Consider the following 20,262-nt stretch of genomic DNA (forward strand, 5'->3'; position numbering starts at 1 on the left):
CAAAAAAGTAGTGACCATTCCTTTATGGTTACTACTTTTGCGTTAATTGTCTATTCATTTCTTTTTACTAATTCCATCATCCATTTCAACACATTGTCGCGGAGATCTGCTCTTTGCAAAGCAAATTCTACATTTGCTCGTATGAATCCAGCTTTATCCCCGATGTCATATCGACTTCCCTGAAACTGATAACCTAGCACCGACTGAGTATCCGTTAGCATGTTTAAAGCATCTGTAAGCTGTATTTCTCCCCCTGACCCAGCTGGTAAATTCTCCAATATATCAAATATTTCTGGCATTAGGATGTATCGTCCCATAATTGCCATGTTAGAGGGCGCTTCCTCAATCCTTGGCTTTTCCACTAATGATTCAATGCTATAAAGCCCTTTTTCTAATACTTGTTCTTTAGGCTTTATCATTCCATATTTCGATACCTGTTCCTCCGCTACCTGTTTCACACCGATTACATTCGTATGATAACGGTTATATAGTTGAATTAACTGCTGCAATGCTGGTGTTTTAGCTGCAACAACATCATCTCCCAAAAGAACTGCAAATGGTTCCTTCCCGATGAAGCTCTTTGCACAATAAATAGCGTGTCCGAGACCCTTTGGTTCCTGTTGTCTGATATAATGAATATTTGCCAGTTCAGCATTGTGTCTTACAGCATCATATAATGGAATATTATTTTTCTTAAGCAATGCTTCTTCTAACTCATATGCGCGATCGAAGTGATCTTCTATTGTATTTTTACCTCGACTAGTAATAATGATGATTTCTTCTATTCCAGACTTACTTGCTTCCTCCACAATATATTGGATAACAGGTTTATCTACAATCGGGATCATCTCTTTTGGGATCGCCTTCGTTGCTGGCAAAAATCTGGTACCTAAGCCAGCTGCTGGGATCACTGCCTTCCTGATTGCCATAACGTCACCCCCCTCTAGGATTTATACCATACTACCAATCGTTATTATTCTCATATCCAAATCGTATTAACATATCTCCTGCATTCGCTTTAAATGCAGCTTTAACCTCCTCATCAAATTCATGCTTCCATGATCCAATAGCACCTTTACGGAAGGTTCCAGAGGTTTGGTTATCAATATTTGCTACCATTTGATTCACCATTTCTTCCACAGAACACGGCATGCTTACATCAGCCCATAAAAAATTCACTATTTTTACTAATGCTGATCTTCTGGAAGCCTCTGATTTTATTAATTCTTCAAAAGAGATATGAAGAGTCTCTGAATCAATTAGCCACTCATAGAATGGCATATTATAGTGATAAAAGTCTGGCCATTTCACCCCAGAGATAAGTGCCATCATTCTCGCCTTTGGTGTAGTATACACCGTTTGAAATGGGAGATGAAGCGGGTGCTCTGGCCACAAACTAGGAATAAAATAGGACATAGACACAAGTACATCTCTTGGGTCTCGATGGAGAAATATATGCTTCATGTTTAATGTCTTTAAAAACTGTTTATAATTCGCTGTATACCAAAGATGCCCCAAACCAAATTGATTGTTAGGTAGTGCCTTTAATCGTTGGAAGTGATCTTGAAAGGCCTTATCTTGGCCAACTACATATTTATTATCCATAAAAAATTTTTTTTGTAAGTTTTTAATATCCATAGAAACTGTAGGCATTCCAGTTAAAATTTGGTGTAGTAAATGGGTCCCACTTTTTGGCACGGAAGTCATCAAAAAAGGGGGTAATAGTGCCTTACTCATTTTTCACACATCCTCCATAACATATTCAAGCATTATCCATGCATCATTTCACGAAGCTTAATCGTTCTATATAAATGGCCAGCTAATGGCTCATTTTGTTGTAATGTATAGCGACCTGTCACATTCCCTCCACCAAATTCAAAAAGAGAGATAATATTATTTCTTTTCTGTAAATCAAAGTTCGTTACCATATTACTTAATACAAATTGGGTAGATGGGAATGCTCCTTCTCCATAGACTAGTGTATAAGGGGTATTTGCTTCTTTCAGTCCTTCTAAAATGGCTTGTCGTTTCCCTGCCTGTGGTAATGGAATAATCTTCACCCGGGGATCAGATATGGTTTGTATTTGCTTTGTTGCTGTTTGATTGATGCTTCTATCGATAATAATGACTTTAAAAACACTAAAGGTTTGTTCATATAAGTCATCTAATTTATTCATTACTTGTTCGGATGCATCTTGAACAGGATAAATCACGGTCACCTTGAATGGAATATTCCTTCTGTTTCTTGCTTCAAGCTTTGCTAAATTAAACGCATATCGCCACCTGCGATGTTCAGATTTTGAGCTCTTAAGCTGAGCAGATATACTATCAGGAGAGTTGGTACGATATTCCATTAACACGGTTGGGACAAAAACAATTTCACAATGCTCTGTTATCCGTAGCCAATAATCATAATCTTCGACAGGAGCTAGTCTGTAGCCACTGATTTTAGCTGCAGCACTCTTTTTGTACATAAAGGATACTCCGATAAAACAAACCTCTAGTAAATTTTCCTTTGGCTGATTCTGATATTTATTAAAGTATTTATATTGATCTCCTTGTAACGGAATTCGATTATGATCAACGTGCGTAAACGTGCTGAAGGATAGCCCAACATTGGCTGGTGCCTTCTCTAAAGCAGCCCTTAATTTCACTAAAAATGCCGGATAATAAATATTATCACTGGATACCCATGTGAGATACTTCACCTCAGGAAGCTTCATCAGGTAGTCAAATCCAAGATTTAATGTCGGTGGTACACCTTCATTTTTTTCTTTTATGATTAGCTTTACTCTTGCGTCTCCTGCTGTAACACGTTTAATTACATCTACAGTTTCTGCTGGTGCGCCATCTGAAACAATCACAAAGTGGAAATCCCGATAACTTTGTTGTAGAACTGATCGCAAAGCTAGTTCTAGATAAACAGGGTTCTGCTTGTAGACTGGCATTACAACGCCTACGTCTTTCATAACAATCTCCTTTCACCACCCAGATTAATTACGTTCCTTCGTTACCATTCATCTCCCTTTTCATAGTCCAATTGAATAAGGAGATTCCCGGCAATACTTTTAAATGTTTCTATATTTGATTTGCTGAATTCTTCCCTCCAGCCGCCACAAGTACCCTTGCGAAAAGTCCAGGATTTTTCGGGATGGATATTCTGCGTCATTAGCGTTAATAGTTGCTGCTGTCCCATTTTTAATTCTGACTCTTCGCCCAAGAATTGGATGGCTTTAAGGATTACTTCATCCCTTTTATTTTCACCTTCCATCAAGTCTTCATAGCGCATACTATATATGCTCGGGTCTTCTTGCCATTCATAGATGTTTTTAAATTCCTCATAGACGCCAGGATAAGACATAAGCCCCCATTTATTATTCTTCTCTTCACCTATTAGTTCTGTGCCGGCTATTAATGCATTTAGCTGTTGCTCTTTTGTGACTAATCGATTCTGAAATACTTTATACAGTGGATGATCTTGGAATTTATCATTAATAAAGTGACGTAAGGATACGGTAACGTCACGTAAATCTCTGTATATAAACAGCTGTTTAATAGATTTACTATGCAGCTGCTTAGATAATTCTTCATTATAATGTAGGTGCCCAGTCGTAAATTGACCACTTTGCAAATCTAATAAGGCAGATTCCTCCACCCTTTCAATCCCGGGAATTCCTTGGATGATCTGTACTAATAAATTTGTTCCACTTTTTGGTACTGAATTAATGAACACTTTTGGTATCACGGCGTTCTCCATCATGCTATCCCCCTTATTTTCCTTTGTTGAAGCATATCTTTAGGAAATCACCCTTCTTTAATTCTGTTTAATTTGAATTACGGCAATATTCTAGTATTTCTTGTAGCGTTACCTCTAGAGGAATTAGTGGCCTCCATCCTAATTGCATGAGCGCTTCCGAAATAACTTCCTCTGGGTGCTCTTGTTGATTAACTACTTTTGCTTGCACCTTAAATTCAATCGATGTTAGTTTTTTAAACGCGAAAATTATTTCCTCAAGCGATCTATTTTCGCCAGAATATACCGGATAAATTTCCCCAGCCCTTCCCATTCGTAGTAAAGATTCATAGGCACGAATAGCATCTCTAACATCTAAAAAATCACGCTGTGCTTGCAAATTATTTACCTTAAGAACTGTGGGGGCGACACCGAGTTCCATACCCGCTATTTTTTTGGCAAAGACAGAGCATACACCAGTAGAAACTCCTGGTCCAATGAGATTAGTAGGCTTTGCGATTACAATGTCCATGTCATACAGTCTTTGCCATGCTTGGGCAATAATTGACTGGATTGTCTTACTTAGACTATAAGGATGGGTTAGCGTAGCGATATTTGTTGTATCGAATTCAAGAGCAGATCCAACCACTACGACCTTGGCACTCGGTGCTTCTCGTCTGACCGCTTCTAGTAAAAATAAAGTTGATAAGGCATTCGATTCCATGGTGGAAATGGGATCATCCCACGATTGCCCTACATGGTTTTGTCCTGCTAAGTGGAGTACATAGTGAGGTTTCGTCTTATGGATTAACTTTCTTACAGCTTCTTTTTCTGTTAGGTCACATGATTCTATCTGAATTTGATCTGCATGAAAGTGACTTCGTGCAACTGCAATTACCTCAAATCCTGCTTGTAAAAAGTGGGTACACGCATGTTGTCCCGTAAATCCACTAGCGCCAGTTATTAGTATTTTAGGTAATGCGTGCTTCATGCTTCTTCCATCCAGCTTCTTAATGCTTGTAGCATATCCTCGTATGAGGGAACCTGATAATGGAAATCCGTCCTTGTACTGCAAATCGATCTATCTTGAAAAATTTCTGAATCTGGAACAATCTCCACGTCTTCTTTATGAAATACATCTTTGATTAATTTTAATAATGTGTATTTGGATAATTTCTCTTCAGAGGCAAGGTGATATAAACCCGTTACGTCCTTTCTCAACATGACTTCAATCGCTTTAGCCAATTCCAAAGTGGTCACACCATTCCAAAATACTTGATCATAGCCATATATTTTTCCTTTTTGCTGCATAAACCATAGAAATAATCCAATCCCATCTTCTTTCAGCTCTGGACCAATAATTGATGTTCGAATGGTTAGATGCTTATCACTTATCACTTCTCCCAATTGCTTAGACTGCGCATAAAACGAAGTCCCATCTGGTGTATCATTTTCTTTGTAATCGCCTTTTTCTCCTAAAAAAACACAGTCTGTACTTATGTGAATTAATTTCCCTTGATTTCGTTCCGTTAATTTTACTAACTGTTGAGGTAATAAACTGTTTACCTGAAAGGCAAGCTTTGGATGATTTTCAGCATGTTTATTTAATATCCCTATACAATTTACGACGATGTCTGGCTTTATGTTTTCTAGGACTTCTTCTAATCTCGTTGGGTCTGTCACGTCAAGATAAATACTACCTAAGTCTTCCTTATCTCGTGATGTGTAATAGACGTTATATTCTGGCTTCTGCTGAAAATATCTAACTATAACATGGCCAGCCATCCCTTTTCCTCCGAGAATTAATAGCTTCATGCTATATAAACCCTCCTTTTTGAAGGATTGTTTTGATTTCTTCCTTCGACATTAATTCTTTACTAGAATTGTAATTATCTAAGTTGGTAGGCTTATATTTTGCATAACGTTCCTCAAGTCCGTCAATATGAATAAAGGGGAGGATGACAAAATATTCATCATCATACGAAATGGCCTTCGCGCTTTCATATTCAGAGAGTAATAGCTCATGAATCTTTTCCCCTGGTCTTATTCCTAGAATCTCAATATCTACATGATCCTTGCTCGAGGCATCAATTAACACTTTCGCAAAATCAATAATTTTGCAAGCCGGCATCTTCATTACAAAGATCTCTCCACCGACGCTTTCAAAGGTTGCTTTAAATACCAAACTAATTGCATCTTCTAGCGTTAAGAAAAAGCGTGTCATTCTCATATCAGTAATACCAACTTTAGCATTCTCTTCAATTTGTTTCTTAAATACATGAATGACGCTGCCATTGGTCCCTAAAACGTTTCCACCACGGATACATACGAATTTGGTCGCTGTGTCTAAGGTGTTCGCATGAATAATTAACCTTTCCCCCATGGCTTTCGATAGACCATAGAAATTAAATGGATTCGATGCTTTGTCCGTGGAGATATAGACAACACGTTTTACATTACACTGCATCGATGCAACTATTACATTCTGTGTACCATGCACATTCGTCTTTAACGCCTCGATTGGCTGATATTCACAAACAGGTACATGCTTTAAGGCAGCTAAATGAAAAACATATTGCACACCATGACAAGCTTCTATAACGGCATCCTTATCTCTAATATCTCCTATGATGAACTTCAATTTTGGATTATTATTAAATTCTTGCTGCATCGTAAATTGATTTGATTCATTTCTAGAAAATATTCGGATTTCTTTCGGTTCGTATGTTAATAGCTGCCTCACCAACTCATATCCCCAGGAACCAGTTCCGCCAGTAACTAAAATGACTTGATCCTTAAACAAGTTTCATACCTCCTAGTATTACTTTTAATACTTTATCTGACACGTCGTTGTCGTCATAGCCTATAGGATAAGCCCAATTTTTCTCCTGTTGAATCATCACCTGAACACAACTGGCAATTTGATTAGCATCAATTCCAGATAACATATTGCTTCCACATGCGATTGTTTCAGGTCTTTCCGTTGTCTTACGAATGGTTACAGTAGGAATGTGAAATAAGCAACACTCTTCTTGTACCGTTCCGCTATCAGTTAGCACGCATAAAGCATTTTTCTCTAGTTTGACAAAATCAAAGAATCCAAATGGCTCATGAAATTCAACTAAAGGATGTACCTTAAGTTTTGCGTTATCCTTGATTTTCGATTTCGTCCGTGGATGCAAACTGCAAATCATCCTTTTCTGATGAGTGTCTGCAACGAGATTAAATCCTTTTATGATTTCTTCCAGCCGCTCTTCATAATCAACATTCTCTGCTCGATGCGCAGTAATGAGTAAATAGTTCCCCTTTTGTAATTTAAGCTGTTTAAGAATATTGCTTTCATTAATAGCAGGCATATAGTGCTGTAACACTTCATTAATTGGGTTTCCGGATACAATAATACGGTTTGGTGAAAAACCTTCTCGTATTAAATTCTCTTTACTATTAGGTGTATATGGCAGATTAAGACTTGATACAGTATCGATTACACGACGGTTTTTTTCCTCAGGAACTTCTAAATCGAAGCATCGGTTACCAGCCTCCATATGCACTACTGGAATTCCCATTCTTTCTGCTAATATGGCACTTAAACCACTATTTGTGTCCCCTAACACAAGCACTTTGTCTGGTTTCTCCTTTAGTATTACCTTTTCTAATTCTTTGTACATAATAGACAATTGTTCTCCTAAAGTGTGTTGGCTGTTTGCCAAGATATAGTCTGGTTTTCTCACTTTCAGCTCTTTAAAGAACACATCATTTAGTGACTTTGTAAAATTCTGACCGGTATGCACAACAATATGCTTATCAGCAAATTGATCTAATTTTTCAATTATTAGGCTCAAGCGGATAATCTCTGGCCGTGTGCCTAATATTGTCATGATTTTCACCTATTAATCACACCCTCCAAGTCATAGCTTATAGTCCTACTTTTCTTTTTTTTTAATTCCGACCTTAGTTATATCAATATGCTATATTTCTCTACTTGCTATAGGCAACACTATTAGAATTGTTGAATAAATAAATTATCCTCAATTGCCTATAACTAAAGGATTTAATCTTGTTTAATGCTTTTGCCCCAAACATTTTGTCTATGCTTTTTCTATTATTTTAGGACTATAATCTATTTTCACTTGAGTCGATGCTTCATTGGCTTACATAGCTATATGGGGCTGTGAATTGCTACAAGTTAAAATTGACTACTTTTTAAATACGCTCCATAAAATGGATGGTGAGTAGGGCTAATATTATGTACAGGCAAAATAAATTTACATAACCATATATGAAAAGGAAAAATGTATACTAACTGGAGAGAATTTTTATGAATTTAGAGGCACTATTTCTATGTATAACTCTCGCTTTTATGTTTGTTTGCTTAATAAAGGAGTGGCTTGCTGTTGAATTCACCCTATTTCTTGTATTAGTTGTGATCATTCTATCTGGGATATTAGAATCATCTGTTGCGCTGATAGGATTCTCAAATCCAGGAGTTCACACGGTAGCTCTACTCTTTATTATAAGTTCTGCGGTGTCCAGAAGCGGGATATTGGATACGTTTATACAGAAAGCTTTAGGAGAGGAAAGAAATATTCGATATTTGCTTGCTCGAATCATGTTACCAATCAGTACAATGTCTGCTTTTATGAGTAATACACCGATTGTAACCATGTTAATTCCAACGCTTCAAAATTTGGCGAATATCAATCATGTTAAACCATCAAAATTACTCATTCCACTATCTTATGCTGCTATTACCGGGGGAACCATAACACTTGTTGGGACATCCACCAATTTAATGATCCAGGGATTCCTAGTTGAGAAAGGCTTAGAAGGTTTTCACTTTTTTGAATTTGCCTATTTCGGTGTGCCAATAACAATCTGTTGCTTTCTGTATTTTGTAACCATAGGCCACTTCATCTTACCTAGTAGAGATCAATACACAGAAACTTTTCAAAGAGAACAAAAAGATTACATTCACAAATTTGTTGTTCATAATGACTCTCCCTTAGTTGGTAAAACGGTTAACGAAGCTATGCTCCGTCAACTAGACCAATTATTTCTTGTTCAAATCGTTCGGACGGGGCATGCCATTATTCCTAATCCAGATGAGGATCAGATTCAAGTTAATGATATTTTAGTGTTCTCCGGTAACCCAGAACAAATCTGTCACTTAGAAAATCAATTAGGTCTTAGTCCTTATATTCCAGATGGGAAACATAACAGTGATCATAATTTGACATCACTTTACGAGGTAGGGATATCCACAAATTCACCAATAGTTTCTAAAAAAATTAAGGAAAGTCATTTTCGTTCTAAATATAATGCGTCTATTATTTCCATTAAACGAAGAGATAAAGTTATTTATTCAGGAATCGGTAGATTTGTACTAAAGCCGGGAGATATCCTTTTGGTACTTGCAAAAAAAGATTTTGTTAAGTCGTGGGCGGATACAATAGACTTTTACTTCATTTCTCCAGTAAATAGGAAGAAAACTAGATTAACTTATAAAAAATTTATAATAATCGGAATTATACTTTCCATTGTTATTTGTTCTTCTTTTCAGATTTTATCAATTTTTAAATTGGTATTACTTGCAACTGTACTATTAATTTTAACGAGGGTAATGACTTTATCAGATGCAATAAAGTCGATTAACTGGGACATCATTATTTTGATGGGATGTGCAATTGGAATTGGAAAAGCGTTTGAGAAAACAGGGCTAGCAGAAATTGTTGCTAACCTGCTTATTCACTTTCAGCCTGCATTGGGGCTAATGGGTACTATTATACTTTTCTATCTGATCACACTGTTTTTCACTGAATTACTTAATAACCTCGCTACATCTGCATTAATGTTCCCAATCGGTTTTTCTATTTCAGAGCAACTGCAATTAGACCCTTTGATGTTCGGTATGATTACAGCTATCGCTGCTTCGTGTAGTTTTCTAACTCCGATCGGCTATCAAACTAACTTGCTAGTATATGGTCCAGGAGGTTATAAGTTTTCTGATTATTTTAAGGTAGGGCTTCCATTAAGTCTATTATGTATGATTATCACTATAGTAGTTGCTTATTTAAAATGGATCAAATAGAAAGGAGACTGTTTAAATGGATGAAAAACTCGTTACTTGGCATCAATCCTTGATAGGAAAAGATGATCGCAGGAAGCTGCATGGTCATGGAAGTGTCATGATCTGGTTTACAGGCTTATCCGGTTCAGGTAAATCAACCATCGCCAACGCTCTACAACAGAAACTATTCGAAAAGGGTATTAACGTCTATTTATTAGATGGTGATAATTTACGACATGGTATAAATCAAAACCTCTCTTTTTCACAAGAGGACCGTAAAGAAAATGTGAGAAGAGTGGCTGAGATCGGCAAGCTATTCGTAGATGCTGGTGTTGTTGTCCTCTCAGCACTTATTTCTCCCTTTGAAGTTGATCGAGCAGACGCCAGAGCTTTGTTCGACGAGATGGAATTTATTGAGGTGTATATAAAATGTTCAATAAAAACTTGCGAGAAACGGGATCCAAAAGGACTTTATAAAAAAGCTCACGAAGGAAAAATCAAACAGTTCACTGGTGTTGATCAAAGCTATGAAACCCCTCGAGTTCCAGAAATAACGATCGACACGGATAACATGTCTATAGAAGAATCAGTGGAGATTCTTTTAACTTACCTTATCGATAATGAAATTATTTAACGAAAGAGGAGTGAACACTCAGCGTTCACAAATATATGTCCTGTCTTGAATAATCAAATCGCAAATGAATAGTATAAAGCAAAAGAAAGATGCCGATTTCTAAAATCGGCATCTTTCTTTTGCTTTGTTTTTTAAAAATTCAAATAGACAATTGTACCGATGATGATAGATTGCTCATATACCAATGCCTATCATTATCTAAAAAACTATCAAAATTCCACGTTTTCACTACTACATTTATCCCTAAGCAGGCATAGGATAGATTGAATCATAATTTCCGAGGAGGAGCATAATGAGCAAAGATAAGAATTGGGTAAGTGTTAATAAGTCAGCTTCCGTTGAGCAATGTGAAGTTACAAATGTTGATCCAGTAACAACTCCAGCAGGAACCAGAATCCTTCGAGTTCCCGTAACATTAGCTGAAGTAGAAGTAAATTCTAACTTGGTTGCAAATATTCATTTTCCAGATCCTGTTCTTGAAATTAAGGACATCAAAAAACGTTTAAAATTAGTTCAATGTCGTTTACTAACAAATCCAGCTTCAAATGGTACAGATTTTTCAACAGAACCATTGTCGTTATTTCTAAAGGGGTATGTGCGTAAAAATATTCAATATGCATCACCTTGCCCAGATTCAAGTGATTATTCTGTGTCTTCACAAATGAAATCATTTACAGTCGATATACCATTTCAGTGTGTTACAAGAATTGAAACAGATAACTTTCTTTCACCAGTTCTACTACCTCAGGTGAATACTCGAAGTGAATTTGATTTTTTTAGAGAGCAAGATTTAGGCAAAGGCTTCCCTGAAAAAGACCATCTTTTGTCTAGCGATCTGTCTCAGTTTCATCAAGAGAGCGCTCAATTCTATAATCAACTACCATATTGTGAGCTACTAAATAGCCATATTACCGAATTCGATGAAGCGATTGATCGCAAACCACTTCCTGGTCACAAATCATTTGAAGAAGGTACATTTCAGGAAATAGTTGAGAAAATGTTCTTAAGATTTACTATAAAAATTCTACAAAATCAACAAATAGAAGTTAACGCTTTATAACTTTATACAAGAACAAAAGCGCAGAGCGCCGGTTAGCGACGTACGGACTGGACTGAACCGTAGGAGATAAAGGAAACATGCCCCTGCATAAGGGGTATGTCGACGTTGGACGACAAGTCCGCTTTTAGTCGACCTTCCATAAAACCTGAACCGATGTTGACTTATCGTGTCATGAGGTGAGGGAAGTCTCGCTAGTCGCTGGCGCTCGGAGCTGGCCTTGGCTAATGCTTAATGTTATCCACATTTAGTATATTTTATAATTTCCTATACAACCAGAAAACTGATATACAATGAAGGCAGTAACATATCATTTCAAGAATGATGGCGTTGCCTTCTCTACATAAAGCGCTAACTTCTCTAAAATAGTCCATGTGTTTTCATAATTTAAGAATGCTCTCTTCTTAAAGTTTATGAACCCTTTACTTAAGCTATCCCAGATAGAGGAAACTAATAGTATGCAAATTATTAGCGACTAGGTAAAAAACTAGTCCATTTATTTGGCATAATATGACTTGTTATATTAATAGCATTCGTACTTGAACCACTTAAATTCATTACAGCTATGCTCATGCTTCCAACCATCTCTTTCACAACATCCGCAGTCATATTCATGTCTTTTCTTCTTATGGCAACCGCAATCATATTCCCAGTCTTTTTCCTTGTGGTAACAGCATTCATGTTCTCGTTCTTTTTTCTTGCAATACCAACACTCATATTCAAAGTCTTTTTTCTTATGGCAGCTGCATTCATGTTCCTTTTCTTTTTTCTTACAACAACTACTTTTACACTCTACTTTTTTACAACAAATAATAAAACATTTTTCTTTATGCTCTCTCTTATTACAACCACAATTACTAAAATTATCTAAATTACTATTACCCACTTACAGACACCCCCTCTCTTATTAGCTATCTTATGTAGAGGTATATTATTTTGTATAATGAATAATCCTAAGCCTTCCCTATTAATAAGCCTGTTTATCGTTAAATAAGAGAATATGATTCATATAACTAGCTTTTGTTGTCCTAAATATAATAATTCTTCTCAAACAGAATCTAGTCTCGTTTACTGTGTGAAATTATAGACATTTTCACATAGTAAGATTCCATTTTTTTCAAATATATGTGTCAATTTCAGACTTACCTTATACAGCTAGCTGAAAAAACAGTAGTATGAAATTGAATCATATAAGGATGCTAATGAAAATAAATAGAGGATTTTTATATAAAGCAGTAGAAATTTCAAAAAATTAGAGCTCTAAATGAGGACAAATTGATGTTGATTGAAAAAAACGATACCGTTCTTTTAATCTTTAAATTAATTAGTATGTTTGTGGGTAGTTGAGGTGCTAATAAACTTTGCGGCCACAGAGAACCTTATTTCAATAAGCTTACTGATGGCCGCACAATTCTTAAAATGTCCATTCTGTCAGAAATAAGGTCCGCGGTGGCCGTCAAGAAGTAACTCAAATCGTCCTCCATATGGGATATTCATGAGATCTTCAGCACCGCGGAAAGCAAAATGTAGGTACGGAGTGGTGTACATCTAAGATCAGCGAGCACCTAATCTTACGTCGGATACTAGATATCTTATGCAATTAGCAACAACAGCCTTATCTTATGACGAAGGATCAATTTCAGTTGTAGATTTATAGACTGAAACACGTTGATTTTTAAGAACAATTAGCTAATTTTTTGAACTACTTTCCAATATGCTGCTCCTTTTCATTTCGCTTATGCACACCTAACTCCGCTCCTGGTAGTCAAAATAAGCGAAATCAGCATGCAGCTTTTGTCCACTTAAATCTTGGTTGCAAATCCCGACAAACGTACCTGTAAAGCGAATGTAATTTGCGTCATCATCTGACAAATGGGAAATGTCAATTTTCCCACCGATTTCTTTCCACGCTTGACCGTCCAAAGCATAAAAAAACTGTAGCCATTGCTGATCTATTTGTGCTTTAAGCTTACAAGCGGACTGATTCGGAATAGAAATATCCGTTTCTAATAGTTCATCATAGGCACCGTGCTTTGATTCTATAATTCCGATACATTTTCCTAACTGTTCATGATGCGATATCCGTAAGTAAACATAGTCATCCGTATCATAGTAAACAATGAGTCCTGCCATCTGCTGGAAGTCGGTAGGTTCGTATTCTATTTCTGTTTCTATATCTGCTTGGAAACTTTCTAAACGACGGGCAATTAAACTCTGATGGTGCAACGATGACATGGATTCCCCGCCCTTTAATCGTAAGTATTCTTTGCGCTCCGACCTTGAAATCCAATCTTCCGAAAATGGTCGACGAAGGGAATTCCAATATTTTTTCAATTCTTCCCCATTAAAATCATCATAATTAGATACTTGTTCTATCGGATAGCTCTCCAGGTTAGGTGCTATTACTTCTGTTTGCGGATAGCCCTCTCCCTCCACGCGAATCCAATCATCATCAGTCCAATAACACTTCTGCAAAGCTGTTTCGCGCCCCAATATACATTTATTGTCGACAACAGGCCGTGCACACAAATGAGCCATATACCATTCACCTTGCTGTGTTTCTACTAAACTACCATGACCGGCCTTTTGCAATTGGTTTGGGTCGTCCTGATTGGAAGTGAGTATCGGATTGGTCGGGTCCACTTCGTAAGGGCCGAATAAAGATTTAGAGCGGGCGATGGTTACCGCATGTGTATACCAAGTTCCACCTTCTGCTGTTATCAAATAATAATAACCATTTCGTTTATACAAATGAGGTGCTTCCGTAAAACCTAATTCTGTTCCCTTAAAAATATTACGTATTGGTCCTATCAACTGTTGCCTTTCTACTGAATACTCTTGTAAGGCAATACCGACAAACGAATTGGTGCCTTTACGAAAATCCCAGATCATGTTTAAAAACCATTTCCTTCCATCGTCATCATGGAAAAGTGATGGGTCAAATCCACTGCTGTTAAGAAAAATAGGCTCGGACCATGGGCCATTAATATCGGTAGCTGTAACCATATAATTGTGTGTATCTTTAAAAGCTCCAATCCGACTTTTAACATCGGTATAAATCAAGTAATAAACACCGTCAGCGTGACTAAGACACGGTGCCCACACACCACCAGAATTAATATTTCCAATCATATGTAACTGTGACTCTCGGGTTAATGGATACGTCAGTAACTGCCAATTGACTAAATCCTTTGAATGATAAATTTGTACTCCAGGAAACCATTCAAATGTAGATGTTGCAATATAATAGTCATCTCCCACTCTTAAGATCGATGGATCTGGATGATAACCAGGTAGGATCGGATTGATAATTTTCTTCATTGATAACACCCTTTCATTTTATTTTTCCATTTGTAACAGTTCGCTCACCGTTACGAACTGATACCCTTCCGAGACTAATCTTCGTACTAGTACGCTTACAGCTTCGATCGTTTGCGAACGATTTCCGAAGCCATCGTGGAATAGCAGTATGCTTCCATTACTTGTGTGATTATAGGACTTTGTCACTATATGTTCCACTCCAGGCATTTCCCAGTCAGTCGCATCGAAATTTAAAGCACCTATAACACGATAATTAAATTTCTTAATGATCTGTTGAGTATCTTGATTATAGTCCAAATAGGGAGGACGAAATAATTTCGGTAATTTGCCAGTCATGTTGACAATCAGTTGCTCTGTACGTTTTACTTCTTCATGGCAGTCTGCAGCGCTCAGTTTTGTCATCATGGGATGTGAATAAGAATGATTGCCGATTTCATGCCCCGCTATTATTACTGCTTCAACCATCTCAGGATACTTTGCCATCTGTTCACCAACCATAAAAAAAGTAGCTTTCCCTGAAACTGCTTTAAAAATAGCTAACACTTGCTTTGTATAATATGGATTCGGACCATCATCAATCGTAATTGCTATCGCTTTTTAAGAAGTGTCCACTTTTTGAATAATGTTTAACTGTTCCATCTATTGAATCTCCTTTCAGTTTACTGTTTTGCATCAAGGTATAAATGAATCTATAATAGTAAGGACACACTTAATCCCTAAATTACATAAGCGGTTTACTGAGGAGGAGAAAGTTGGCAAAATCATTATTCGGTGTAACAGAATGGATTACTAGATTTGCATATATAAATTTGCTTTGGATTGGCTTCTCCATTTTAGGATTGATAGTTTTTGGTTTTTTCCCTGCTACAATAGCAATGTTTGCAGTTATTCGAAAATGGATTAGAGGTGAAGACGATCTTCCTACCTTTCGAACATTTTGGAGTGTATATAAACAAGAGTTTTTGAAAGGCAACCTATTCGGTGTTATCATTTTCATCATCTTGTTTATTTTCTATATCGATATACAATTCATGCAATTAAATGCAGAGAATTGGTTAAATCTCATACACATTCCAATATATTTAGTGATGCTTTTCTTTACACTAATGGCTTTATATCTTGTTCCTGTTTATGTGCATTACGATATTTCCATCTTCCAAGTGTTTAAAAATGCCTTTTTGATTATGTTGATTAACCCAATTATTAATGTGATGGTGCTGATCAGTTTAGCGGTTACGTATTACGTGATGACTTTTGTTCCAGGCTTGCTGTTTTTCTTTGGAGGAAGTATAGGTGCATTTTTGATTATGTTAGGCTGTCATCAAGCCTTTCAGAAAATTGAACAAAAAAAACAAAAAGCATCTGAAGCAAATTAAGTAGCAGTGCAATTACGTATAAAGCTTATTCTGTAACATATAGTTGTTGAATTAGCATAAAATCAGTAGTCGAAATTAATTAAACTGATATAAAAAGGAGCCGGACCTATGTCTGACTCCTTTTTCACTTCTTTAAACTTGTTCTTCCAACCACAACACACTTGTTACTCCACGCGGGTAGTACTTACTACCAGTAATTTCGCCTGAAATGATTTGATCACTCCAGCTCCATATTGAAAGTGTAGGATGGGTTAACCATTCGACGTGTGCCTGATCAGCTTTGGCACCCTTTTCATCCCATTTTAATCCTAATAATTTTCGCGCAATAAACTGACTTAAATAAATTTTGCTTAACCACGAGTTATTACTTGTGGAAGAGATCTTCCATCCACCATCTTCAAATAAGCACACACCGTCTGTTAGCACGGTATCTAGGTGCTGCTTCAACGTCCTAATATACTCACCAAAACGTCCGTTAGCATCTAATGCTTCTGGACAGTTCGTGTAGTATGGAAAGATAAGCCCTTCGATTGCTGGAATGATTCTTGAATCATTCCCTTCTCCGATAACTGCAGGAACATATCCTTCTGCCGTTACATTATTAACAATCGTTGTTGCGCATTTTTCAGCCTGATCTCCAGCTGTTTTAGCTAAATCCTCTTTACCATTTTCAAAGAACAGTTTTTCTAACGCAACATAAGAAGCCCAAGACTTTCCGGCTAAGTAAATGTTATTACGTGCTTGCCCTAATGATACATCTAAACTGTCATATGTGGTGATTTCTGCACCACCCATAACTCTGGATGAGTCAAGCCCCATAATACCATTACGTTTTGCTGGATCTGGGTGGTCACGGTTTAACATACTGTCTAAACATGCTTCGACAACTTCCATATTTCTTTGTAGCCACTCTTTATCCCCAGTTTGTTCAACGTAAACGGTAGCACAAAGCACCCAATTTACAAGCTGTTCATGTGTCATATGTGAGAAGCAACCGTCAATACCGTAAACTTCATAAGAAGAATAATGTGGTCTTGAGATCGTATTAGCAACACCCATATCGTGGGTAAAGCTAATTCCCCCAGGGTATTCTTCCTCATCATTTGGGAATCGTACCTTGTCTTCATAGCTGAAACGTTTCACAAACATGTCTAGTTCATTTTTCACTGTCCAAGGATTCATTTTCAACTCAAAAAATAATTGATCGACAGTTAAATCAAAGGTATTCATCATCCGGTACTCACCTTCGTTAACTACCCAGAACGCTTCACCATCAACATCGAGTAACTGTGTACAACCATAGTAACTGCGGATTGAATGTGCGAGCATAAATTTTTGATCGTCTGATAGATGTTCTGCGTCCGCTACGATTTTGTTTGCTTGATGCGCGCGTTCAACTAGTTTGTCAAAATTTCCGAGTGCATAAGATGACACATCTTCAATATTTTTAAACAATTTGGTGTAGTAGTATGATGAATCTAGCCCGGCAGTTACATAGCCGTCTCGGAAGAAACTTACCGCAAACTGGTAGGTTCTTTTTTCACTGGCTGGAACATCCATAATCATTGCCCCGACTGGTCCAAGACCAAATGTCCAGTTCTCTTCCAACTCTTCCGTTAAAATGTTTTCCAAACTAAAGTGGAGCGCAGATTTCACTTCAGGATTGTTTGACGTAACAGCGGTTATTCGGCCCTGACCGACACCATACGCATCCGTCATCGTATCGTCAAGTCTCCGCATGGAACTATATACATCACTGCCTTCATATCCGAAAAATGCGCGACGTGGTTTATCACCTTGTGTATTATCGATTGTTAATTCTGCTAGGACAGCCGGAACTAACGCTAGCTTTAAAGATTCCGAGATTCCTTCCGCTGGATCTGGAACAGAGGATGCTTGGGAGTAGATAGTAAACGATAGATCTCCTGCTTTCCACGTATCTGTCCCTAATTGGAATTCCCGTTCTACCTCTTCTTTTTCATATGGAAAAATAATTTTTTCCTTGTCTTGATTTGGATCAGGATTTTCAATATCATAGCGCTTGCTCTCATCCTCATCTGGCGAATGAAAAAATGGCAACGCATGGTATTGTCCTGGTTGATCACTAGCTTCCACACCAATAAAAACATTTTTCTGTGGAGAACGTCCGAGCTCTAAATCAAGCCCTCCTCCATCACCTGGAAATCCTAGCGTAAAGCTTGAAAATGCACCAATTGGAGAATGGTGTGCATTAAAGTACATATTTTTTGGCATATACGATTCTTCCTTTCTATCCTAGTACTTACCCTTTAACAGATCCGGCAGCGATACCTTCAACAATACGATTGCTTAATAAGATAAAGGCAATCAATATTGGAATGATGCTAATCATTAATGTCGCTCCAATCGCGCCCCAATCTGTTAAGTACTGTCCAATAAAGTTTTGAATACCTACAGTTAACGTTTTCCATTTTGGAGAACTAATAAATGTTTGTACAAACACAAATTCATTCCAATTATAAATCATATTAATGATGACTGTTGTAGAAATAACTGGAGTAGTCATAGGTAATGTAATTTGGAAAAAGATACGGTGTACTGAACATCCATCCATTACAGCGGCTTCCTCTACTTCACGTGGCAACGTGTAATAGAAACCTAATAAGATCATGATCGTAAGCGGTAGGTTAAATGCTGTATACGTGAGTACAATAGACAAAGGATTGTCGATTAAACCTAGTTTATTATAAAAATCAAACAAGGGAATTAACGTTGAATGGATTGGAATCATTAAACCAACCATAAATAACCCTAATACTAGCTTGTTTAATTTCCAGTTCATACGCGTAATAGCAAATGTAACAAAGCTTCCAAGTAATACCGTAAGTACTACAGCTGATACGGTAATCCAGACACTATTAAAGAAGTAGAGGTTAATACTTCCATCAATCCATGCTTTCGCATAATTGCCCCATTGTGGATCTTCAGGCAGGGCAACCGGTGACTTAGCAAACACTTCTCGATTCGTCTTTAATGAAAATATAAACAACCAAACCAATGGAAATATTTGAAAAACAGCTACAATAGATAATACTGCATAAAGTACTCCATACCCAAATTTGGTCAGTATAGATGTTTTCTTTATGATTGGTTCTGTCGTTACGGTAGTCGTTTCTTTTGTGGATAAATTGTTATTCATTATGTTCCCCTCCCTCTTTAATATTGTACTTCTTCATCAGAAGCAGTTAATTTACGAATAATAAATGTAGCAATTAAACAGAACACTAACAATGCGAATCCTACCGCACTACCATAACCAAATGCTCCTGTTGAGAACGCCTGACGGTACATATAGGATGCGATAACTTCACTGGCTCCGTTCGGTCCTCCACCAGTCATTACATAAATTAAATCAAAGTATTTTAACGAACCAACAATAGCTAAAATGATTGTTACTTTTATAACACCCATAATTAGCGGTACTTTAATCTTCAAAGCAACCTGTATTGGATTTGCACCATCAATTTTAGCTGCTTCTTCTAATGATTTTGGAATACCTTTTAATGCTGCATAGTAAATGATTATATAAAAACCTGCGTACTGCCAAACAATCGGAACGAATATTGCATATAAAACAAGATCTGGTTCAGATAGCCAAGCAGGTGGACTTTCAACTCCAAGTGTTGTTAATAAGCTGTTAATAATCCCGTTATTAGGATCATATACTTTTAACCACAGCTGTGCGATTGCAACAGATGATAGTAGCATCGGAATTAAGTATATTTTTCTTAAGAAATCTGCACCCTTAATTTTCCCTGATAGGACAAGTGCAACGACAAGATAGATTACAAGACTTAATGTAGAGAAAATAGCAAGTAGTACAGAGTGCCAAGAACTTTCCCAAAACTTCATATCTTGTATTAATTTAGTGTAGTTCTCTAAACCTATGAACTTCATTTCCCCAATACCATTCCAGTCCATTAGACCGTAATAGCCTGTTAAGAAAATTGGTACATATACTAAAATCAAAAGGAACATCAATGCTGGTATAACGTATAATGCAATGACTGCCTTATTAGACATAACTTTATTCAT

General features: G+C 37.0%; 18 protein-coding genes. 4 read left to right on the forward strand and 14 right to left on the reverse strand.

Annotated features, from left to right (window positions below; all coding sequences use genetic code 11):
* Positions 1-50 precede the first annotated feature (50 nt).
* From galU to wecB, 8 genes are all read right to left on the reverse strand, one after another.
* On the reverse strand, positions 51-929 hold the full coding sequence (gene galU / locus ACI6MV_RS14850; protein WP_407271097.1) for a UTP--glucose-1-phosphate uridylyltransferase GalU: 879 nt from the start codon (positions 927-929) through the stop codon (positions 51-53).
* Positions 930-960: 31 nt separating this feature from the next.
* Positions 961-1,737 (reverse strand): sulfotransferase domain-containing protein, encoded by a 777-nt coding sequence (locus tag ACI6MV_RS14855; protein ID WP_407271098.1) that lies wholly within the window; start codon positions 1,735-1,737, stop codon positions 961-963.
* Between the two features lie 32 nt (positions 1,738-1,769).
* Complete coding sequence (locus tag ACI6MV_RS14860) at positions 1,770-2,969, reverse strand: glycosyltransferase family 2 protein (RefSeq protein ID WP_407271099.1); 1,200 nt, start codon at positions 2,967-2,969, stop codon at positions 1,770-1,772.
* 41 nt (positions 2,970-3,010) lie between these two features.
* The gene (locus ACI6MV_RS14865; RefSeq protein ID WP_407271100.1) at positions 3,011-3,757 is read right to left on the reverse strand and encodes a sulfotransferase domain-containing protein; all 747 of its coding nucleotides are present in this window, start codon (positions 3,755-3,757) and stop codon (positions 3,011-3,013) included.
* A gap of 67 nt (positions 3,758-3,824) precedes the next feature.
* The gene (locus ACI6MV_RS14870; protein ID WP_407271101.1) at positions 3,825-4,724 is read right to left on the reverse strand and encodes an NAD-dependent epimerase/dehydratase family protein; all 900 of its coding nucleotides are present in this window, start codon (positions 4,722-4,724) and stop codon (positions 3,825-3,827) included.
* Positions 4,721-5,548 carry a dTDP-4-dehydrorhamnose reductase family protein gene (locus tag ACI6MV_RS14875; RefSeq protein WP_407271102.1) on the reverse strand — a complete coding sequence of 276 codons (828 nt, stop codon included), beginning with the start codon at positions 5,546-5,548 and terminating at the stop codon, positions 4,721-4,723. Before ACI6MV_RS14875 ends, ACI6MV_RS14870 begins: the two co-directional genes overlap by 4 nt.
* 1 nt (position 5,549) lies before the next feature.
* On the reverse strand, positions 5,550-6,536 hold the full coding sequence (locus ACI6MV_RS14880; protein ID WP_407271103.1) for a polysaccharide biosynthesis protein: 987 nt from the start codon (positions 6,534-6,536) through the stop codon (positions 5,550-5,552).
* On the reverse strand, positions 6,529-7,620 hold the full coding sequence (gene wecB, locus ACI6MV_RS14885) for a non-hydrolyzing UDP-N-acetylglucosamine 2-epimerase (protein WP_407271104.1): 1,092 nt from the start codon (positions 7,618-7,620) through the stop codon (positions 6,529-6,531). Before wecB ends, ACI6MV_RS14880 begins: the two co-directional genes overlap by 8 nt.
* A 431-nt stretch (positions 7,621-8,051) precedes the next feature.
* Between wecB and ACI6MV_RS14890 the strand changes: the two genes are divergently transcribed.
* The 3 genes from ACI6MV_RS14890 (at position 8,052) to ACI6MV_RS14900 (ending at position 11,494) form a co-directional block, all read left to right on the forward strand.
* Complete coding sequence (locus ACI6MV_RS14890; protein ID WP_407271105.1) at positions 8,052-9,821, forward strand: SLC13 family permease; 1,770 nt, start codon at positions 8,052-8,054, stop codon at positions 9,819-9,821.
* Between the two features lie 16 nt (positions 9,822-9,837).
* A complete protein-coding gene (gene cysC, locus ACI6MV_RS14895) occupies positions 9,838-10,434 on the forward strand; it encodes an adenylyl-sulfate kinase (protein ID WP_407271106.1) in 597 nt (198 codons plus the stop codon).
* A 292-nt stretch (positions 10,435-10,726) separates the two neighbouring features.
* Positions 10,727-11,494: a CsxC family protein gene (locus ACI6MV_RS14900; RefSeq protein ID WP_407271107.1), complete on the forward strand. Its 768-nt coding sequence runs from the start codon at positions 10,727-10,729 to the stop codon at positions 11,492-11,494.
* A 465-nt stretch (positions 11,495-11,959) separates the two neighbouring features.
* Here ACI6MV_RS14900 and ACI6MV_RS14905 read toward each other — a convergent pair whose 3' ends face one another.
* The 3 genes from ACI6MV_RS14905 to ACI6MV_RS14915 all read right to left on the reverse strand — a co-directional run bounded on the left by ACI6MV_RS14905 (position 11,960) and on the right by ACI6MV_RS14915 (position 15,403).
* Positions 11,960-12,244, reverse strand: a complete 285-nt coding sequence (locus tag ACI6MV_RS14905; RefSeq protein ID WP_407271108.1) for a hypothetical protein — start codon at positions 12,242-12,244, stop codon at positions 11,960-11,962.
* 993 nt (positions 12,245-13,237) lie between these two features.
* Positions 13,238-14,812, reverse strand: coding sequence for a glycoside hydrolase family 43 protein (locus ACI6MV_RS14910; protein ID WP_407271109.1), 1,575 nt, complete (start codon positions 14,810-14,812; stop codon positions 13,238-13,240).
* Between the two features lie 18 nt (positions 14,813-14,830).
* Positions 14,831-15,403 carry a polysaccharide deacetylase family protein gene (locus ACI6MV_RS14915; protein ID WP_407271122.1) on the reverse strand — a complete coding sequence of 191 codons (573 nt, stop codon included), beginning with the start codon at positions 15,401-15,403 and terminating at the stop codon, positions 14,831-14,833.
* Positions 15,404-15,564: 161 nt separating this feature from the next.
* On the opposite strand from ACI6MV_RS14915, the gene ACI6MV_RS14920 reads away from it, so the two are divergent.
* Positions 15,565-16,188, forward strand: a complete 624-nt coding sequence (locus tag ACI6MV_RS14920; protein WP_407271110.1) for a YesL family protein — start codon at positions 15,565-15,567, stop codon at positions 16,186-16,188.
* A 132-nt stretch (positions 16,189-16,320) separates the two neighbouring features.
* Here the strand turns inward: ACI6MV_RS14920 and ACI6MV_RS14925 are convergent, their stop codons facing one another.
* The 3 genes from ACI6MV_RS14925 to ACI6MV_RS14935 are packed head-to-tail and all read right to left on the reverse strand — an operon-like array spanning position 16,321 to position 20,262.
* On the reverse strand, positions 16,321-18,441 hold the full coding sequence (locus ACI6MV_RS14925) for a glycoside hydrolase family 52 protein (protein WP_407271111.1): 2,121 nt from the start codon (positions 18,439-18,441) through the stop codon (positions 16,321-16,323).
* A 28-nt stretch (positions 18,442-18,469) separates the two neighbouring features.
* Positions 18,470-19,366: a carbohydrate ABC transporter permease gene (locus ACI6MV_RS14930; RefSeq protein WP_407271112.1), complete on the reverse strand. Its 897-nt coding sequence runs from the start codon at positions 19,364-19,366 to the stop codon at positions 18,470-18,472.
* Between the two features lie 17 nt (positions 19,367-19,383).
* Entirely contained in the window at positions 19,384-20,262 is an 879-nt protein-coding gene (locus ACI6MV_RS14935; RefSeq protein ID WP_407271113.1) for a carbohydrate ABC transporter permease, read from the reverse strand.

The sequence above is a fragment of the Radiobacillus sp. PE A8.2 genome, assembly GCF_045635475.1.
Classification (GTDB): domain Bacteria; phylum Bacillota; class Bacilli; order Bacillales; family Amphibacillaceae; genus JBJGXI01.

What these genes read in the sequence shown, in the direction of transcription:
- ACI6MV_RS14910 (WP_407271109.1), bottom strand. Translation starts at nt 14,812, where the DNA reads ATGAAGAAAATTATCAATCCGATCCTACCTGGTTATCATCCAGATCCA.
- ACI6MV_RS14865 (WP_407271100.1), bottom strand. Translation starts at nt 3,757, where the DNA reads ATGGAGAACGCCGTGATACCAAAAGTGTTCATTAATTCAGTACCAAAA.
- ACI6MV_RS14860 (WP_407271099.1), bottom strand. Translation starts at nt 2,969, where the DNA reads ATGAAAGACGTAGGCGTTGTAATGCCAGTCTACAAGCAGAACCCTGTT.
- ACI6MV_RS14900 (WP_407271107.1), top strand. Translation starts at nt 10,727, where the DNA reads ATGAGCAAAGATAAGAATTGGGTAAGTGTTAATAAGTCAGCTTCCGTT.
- ACI6MV_RS14930 (WP_407271112.1), bottom strand. Translation starts at nt 19,366, where the DNA reads ATGAATAACAATTTATCCACAAAAGAAACGACTACCGTAACGACAGAA.
- ACI6MV_RS14905 (WP_407271108.1), bottom strand. Translation starts at nt 12,244, where the DNA reads ATGAATGCAGCTGCCATAAGAAAAAAGACTTTGAATATGAGTGTTGGT.
- ACI6MV_RS14925 (WP_407271111.1), bottom strand. Translation starts at nt 18,441, where the DNA reads ATGCCAAAAAATATGTACTTTAATGCACACCATTCTCCAATTGGTGCA.
- ACI6MV_RS14875 (WP_407271102.1), bottom strand. Translation starts at nt 5,548, where the DNA reads ATGAAGCTATTAATTCTCGGAGGAAAAGGGATGGCTGGCCATGTTATA.
- ACI6MV_RS14870 (WP_407271101.1), bottom strand. Translation starts at nt 4,724, where the DNA reads ATGAAGCACGCATTACCTAAAATACTAATAACTGGCGCTAGTGGATTT.
- ACI6MV_RS14890 (WP_407271105.1), top strand. Translation starts at nt 8,052, where the DNA reads ATGAATTTAGAGGCACTATTTCTATGTATAACTCTCGCTTTTATGTTT.
- ACI6MV_RS14935 (WP_407271113.1), bottom strand. Translation starts at nt 20,262, where the DNA reads ATGAATAAAGTTATGTCTAATAAGGCAGTCATTGCATTATACGTTATA.
- galU (WP_407271097.1), bottom strand. Translation starts at nt 929, where the DNA reads ATGGCAATCAGGAAGGCAGTGATCCCAGCAGCTGGCTTAGGTACCAGA.
- ACI6MV_RS14855 (WP_407271098.1), bottom strand. Translation starts at nt 1,737, where the DNA reads ATGAGTAAGGCACTATTACCCCCTTTTTTGATGACTTCCGTGCCAAAA.
- cysC (WP_407271106.1), top strand. Translation starts at nt 9,838, where the DNA reads ATGGATGAAAAACTCGTTACTTGGCATCAATCCTTGATAGGAAAAGAT.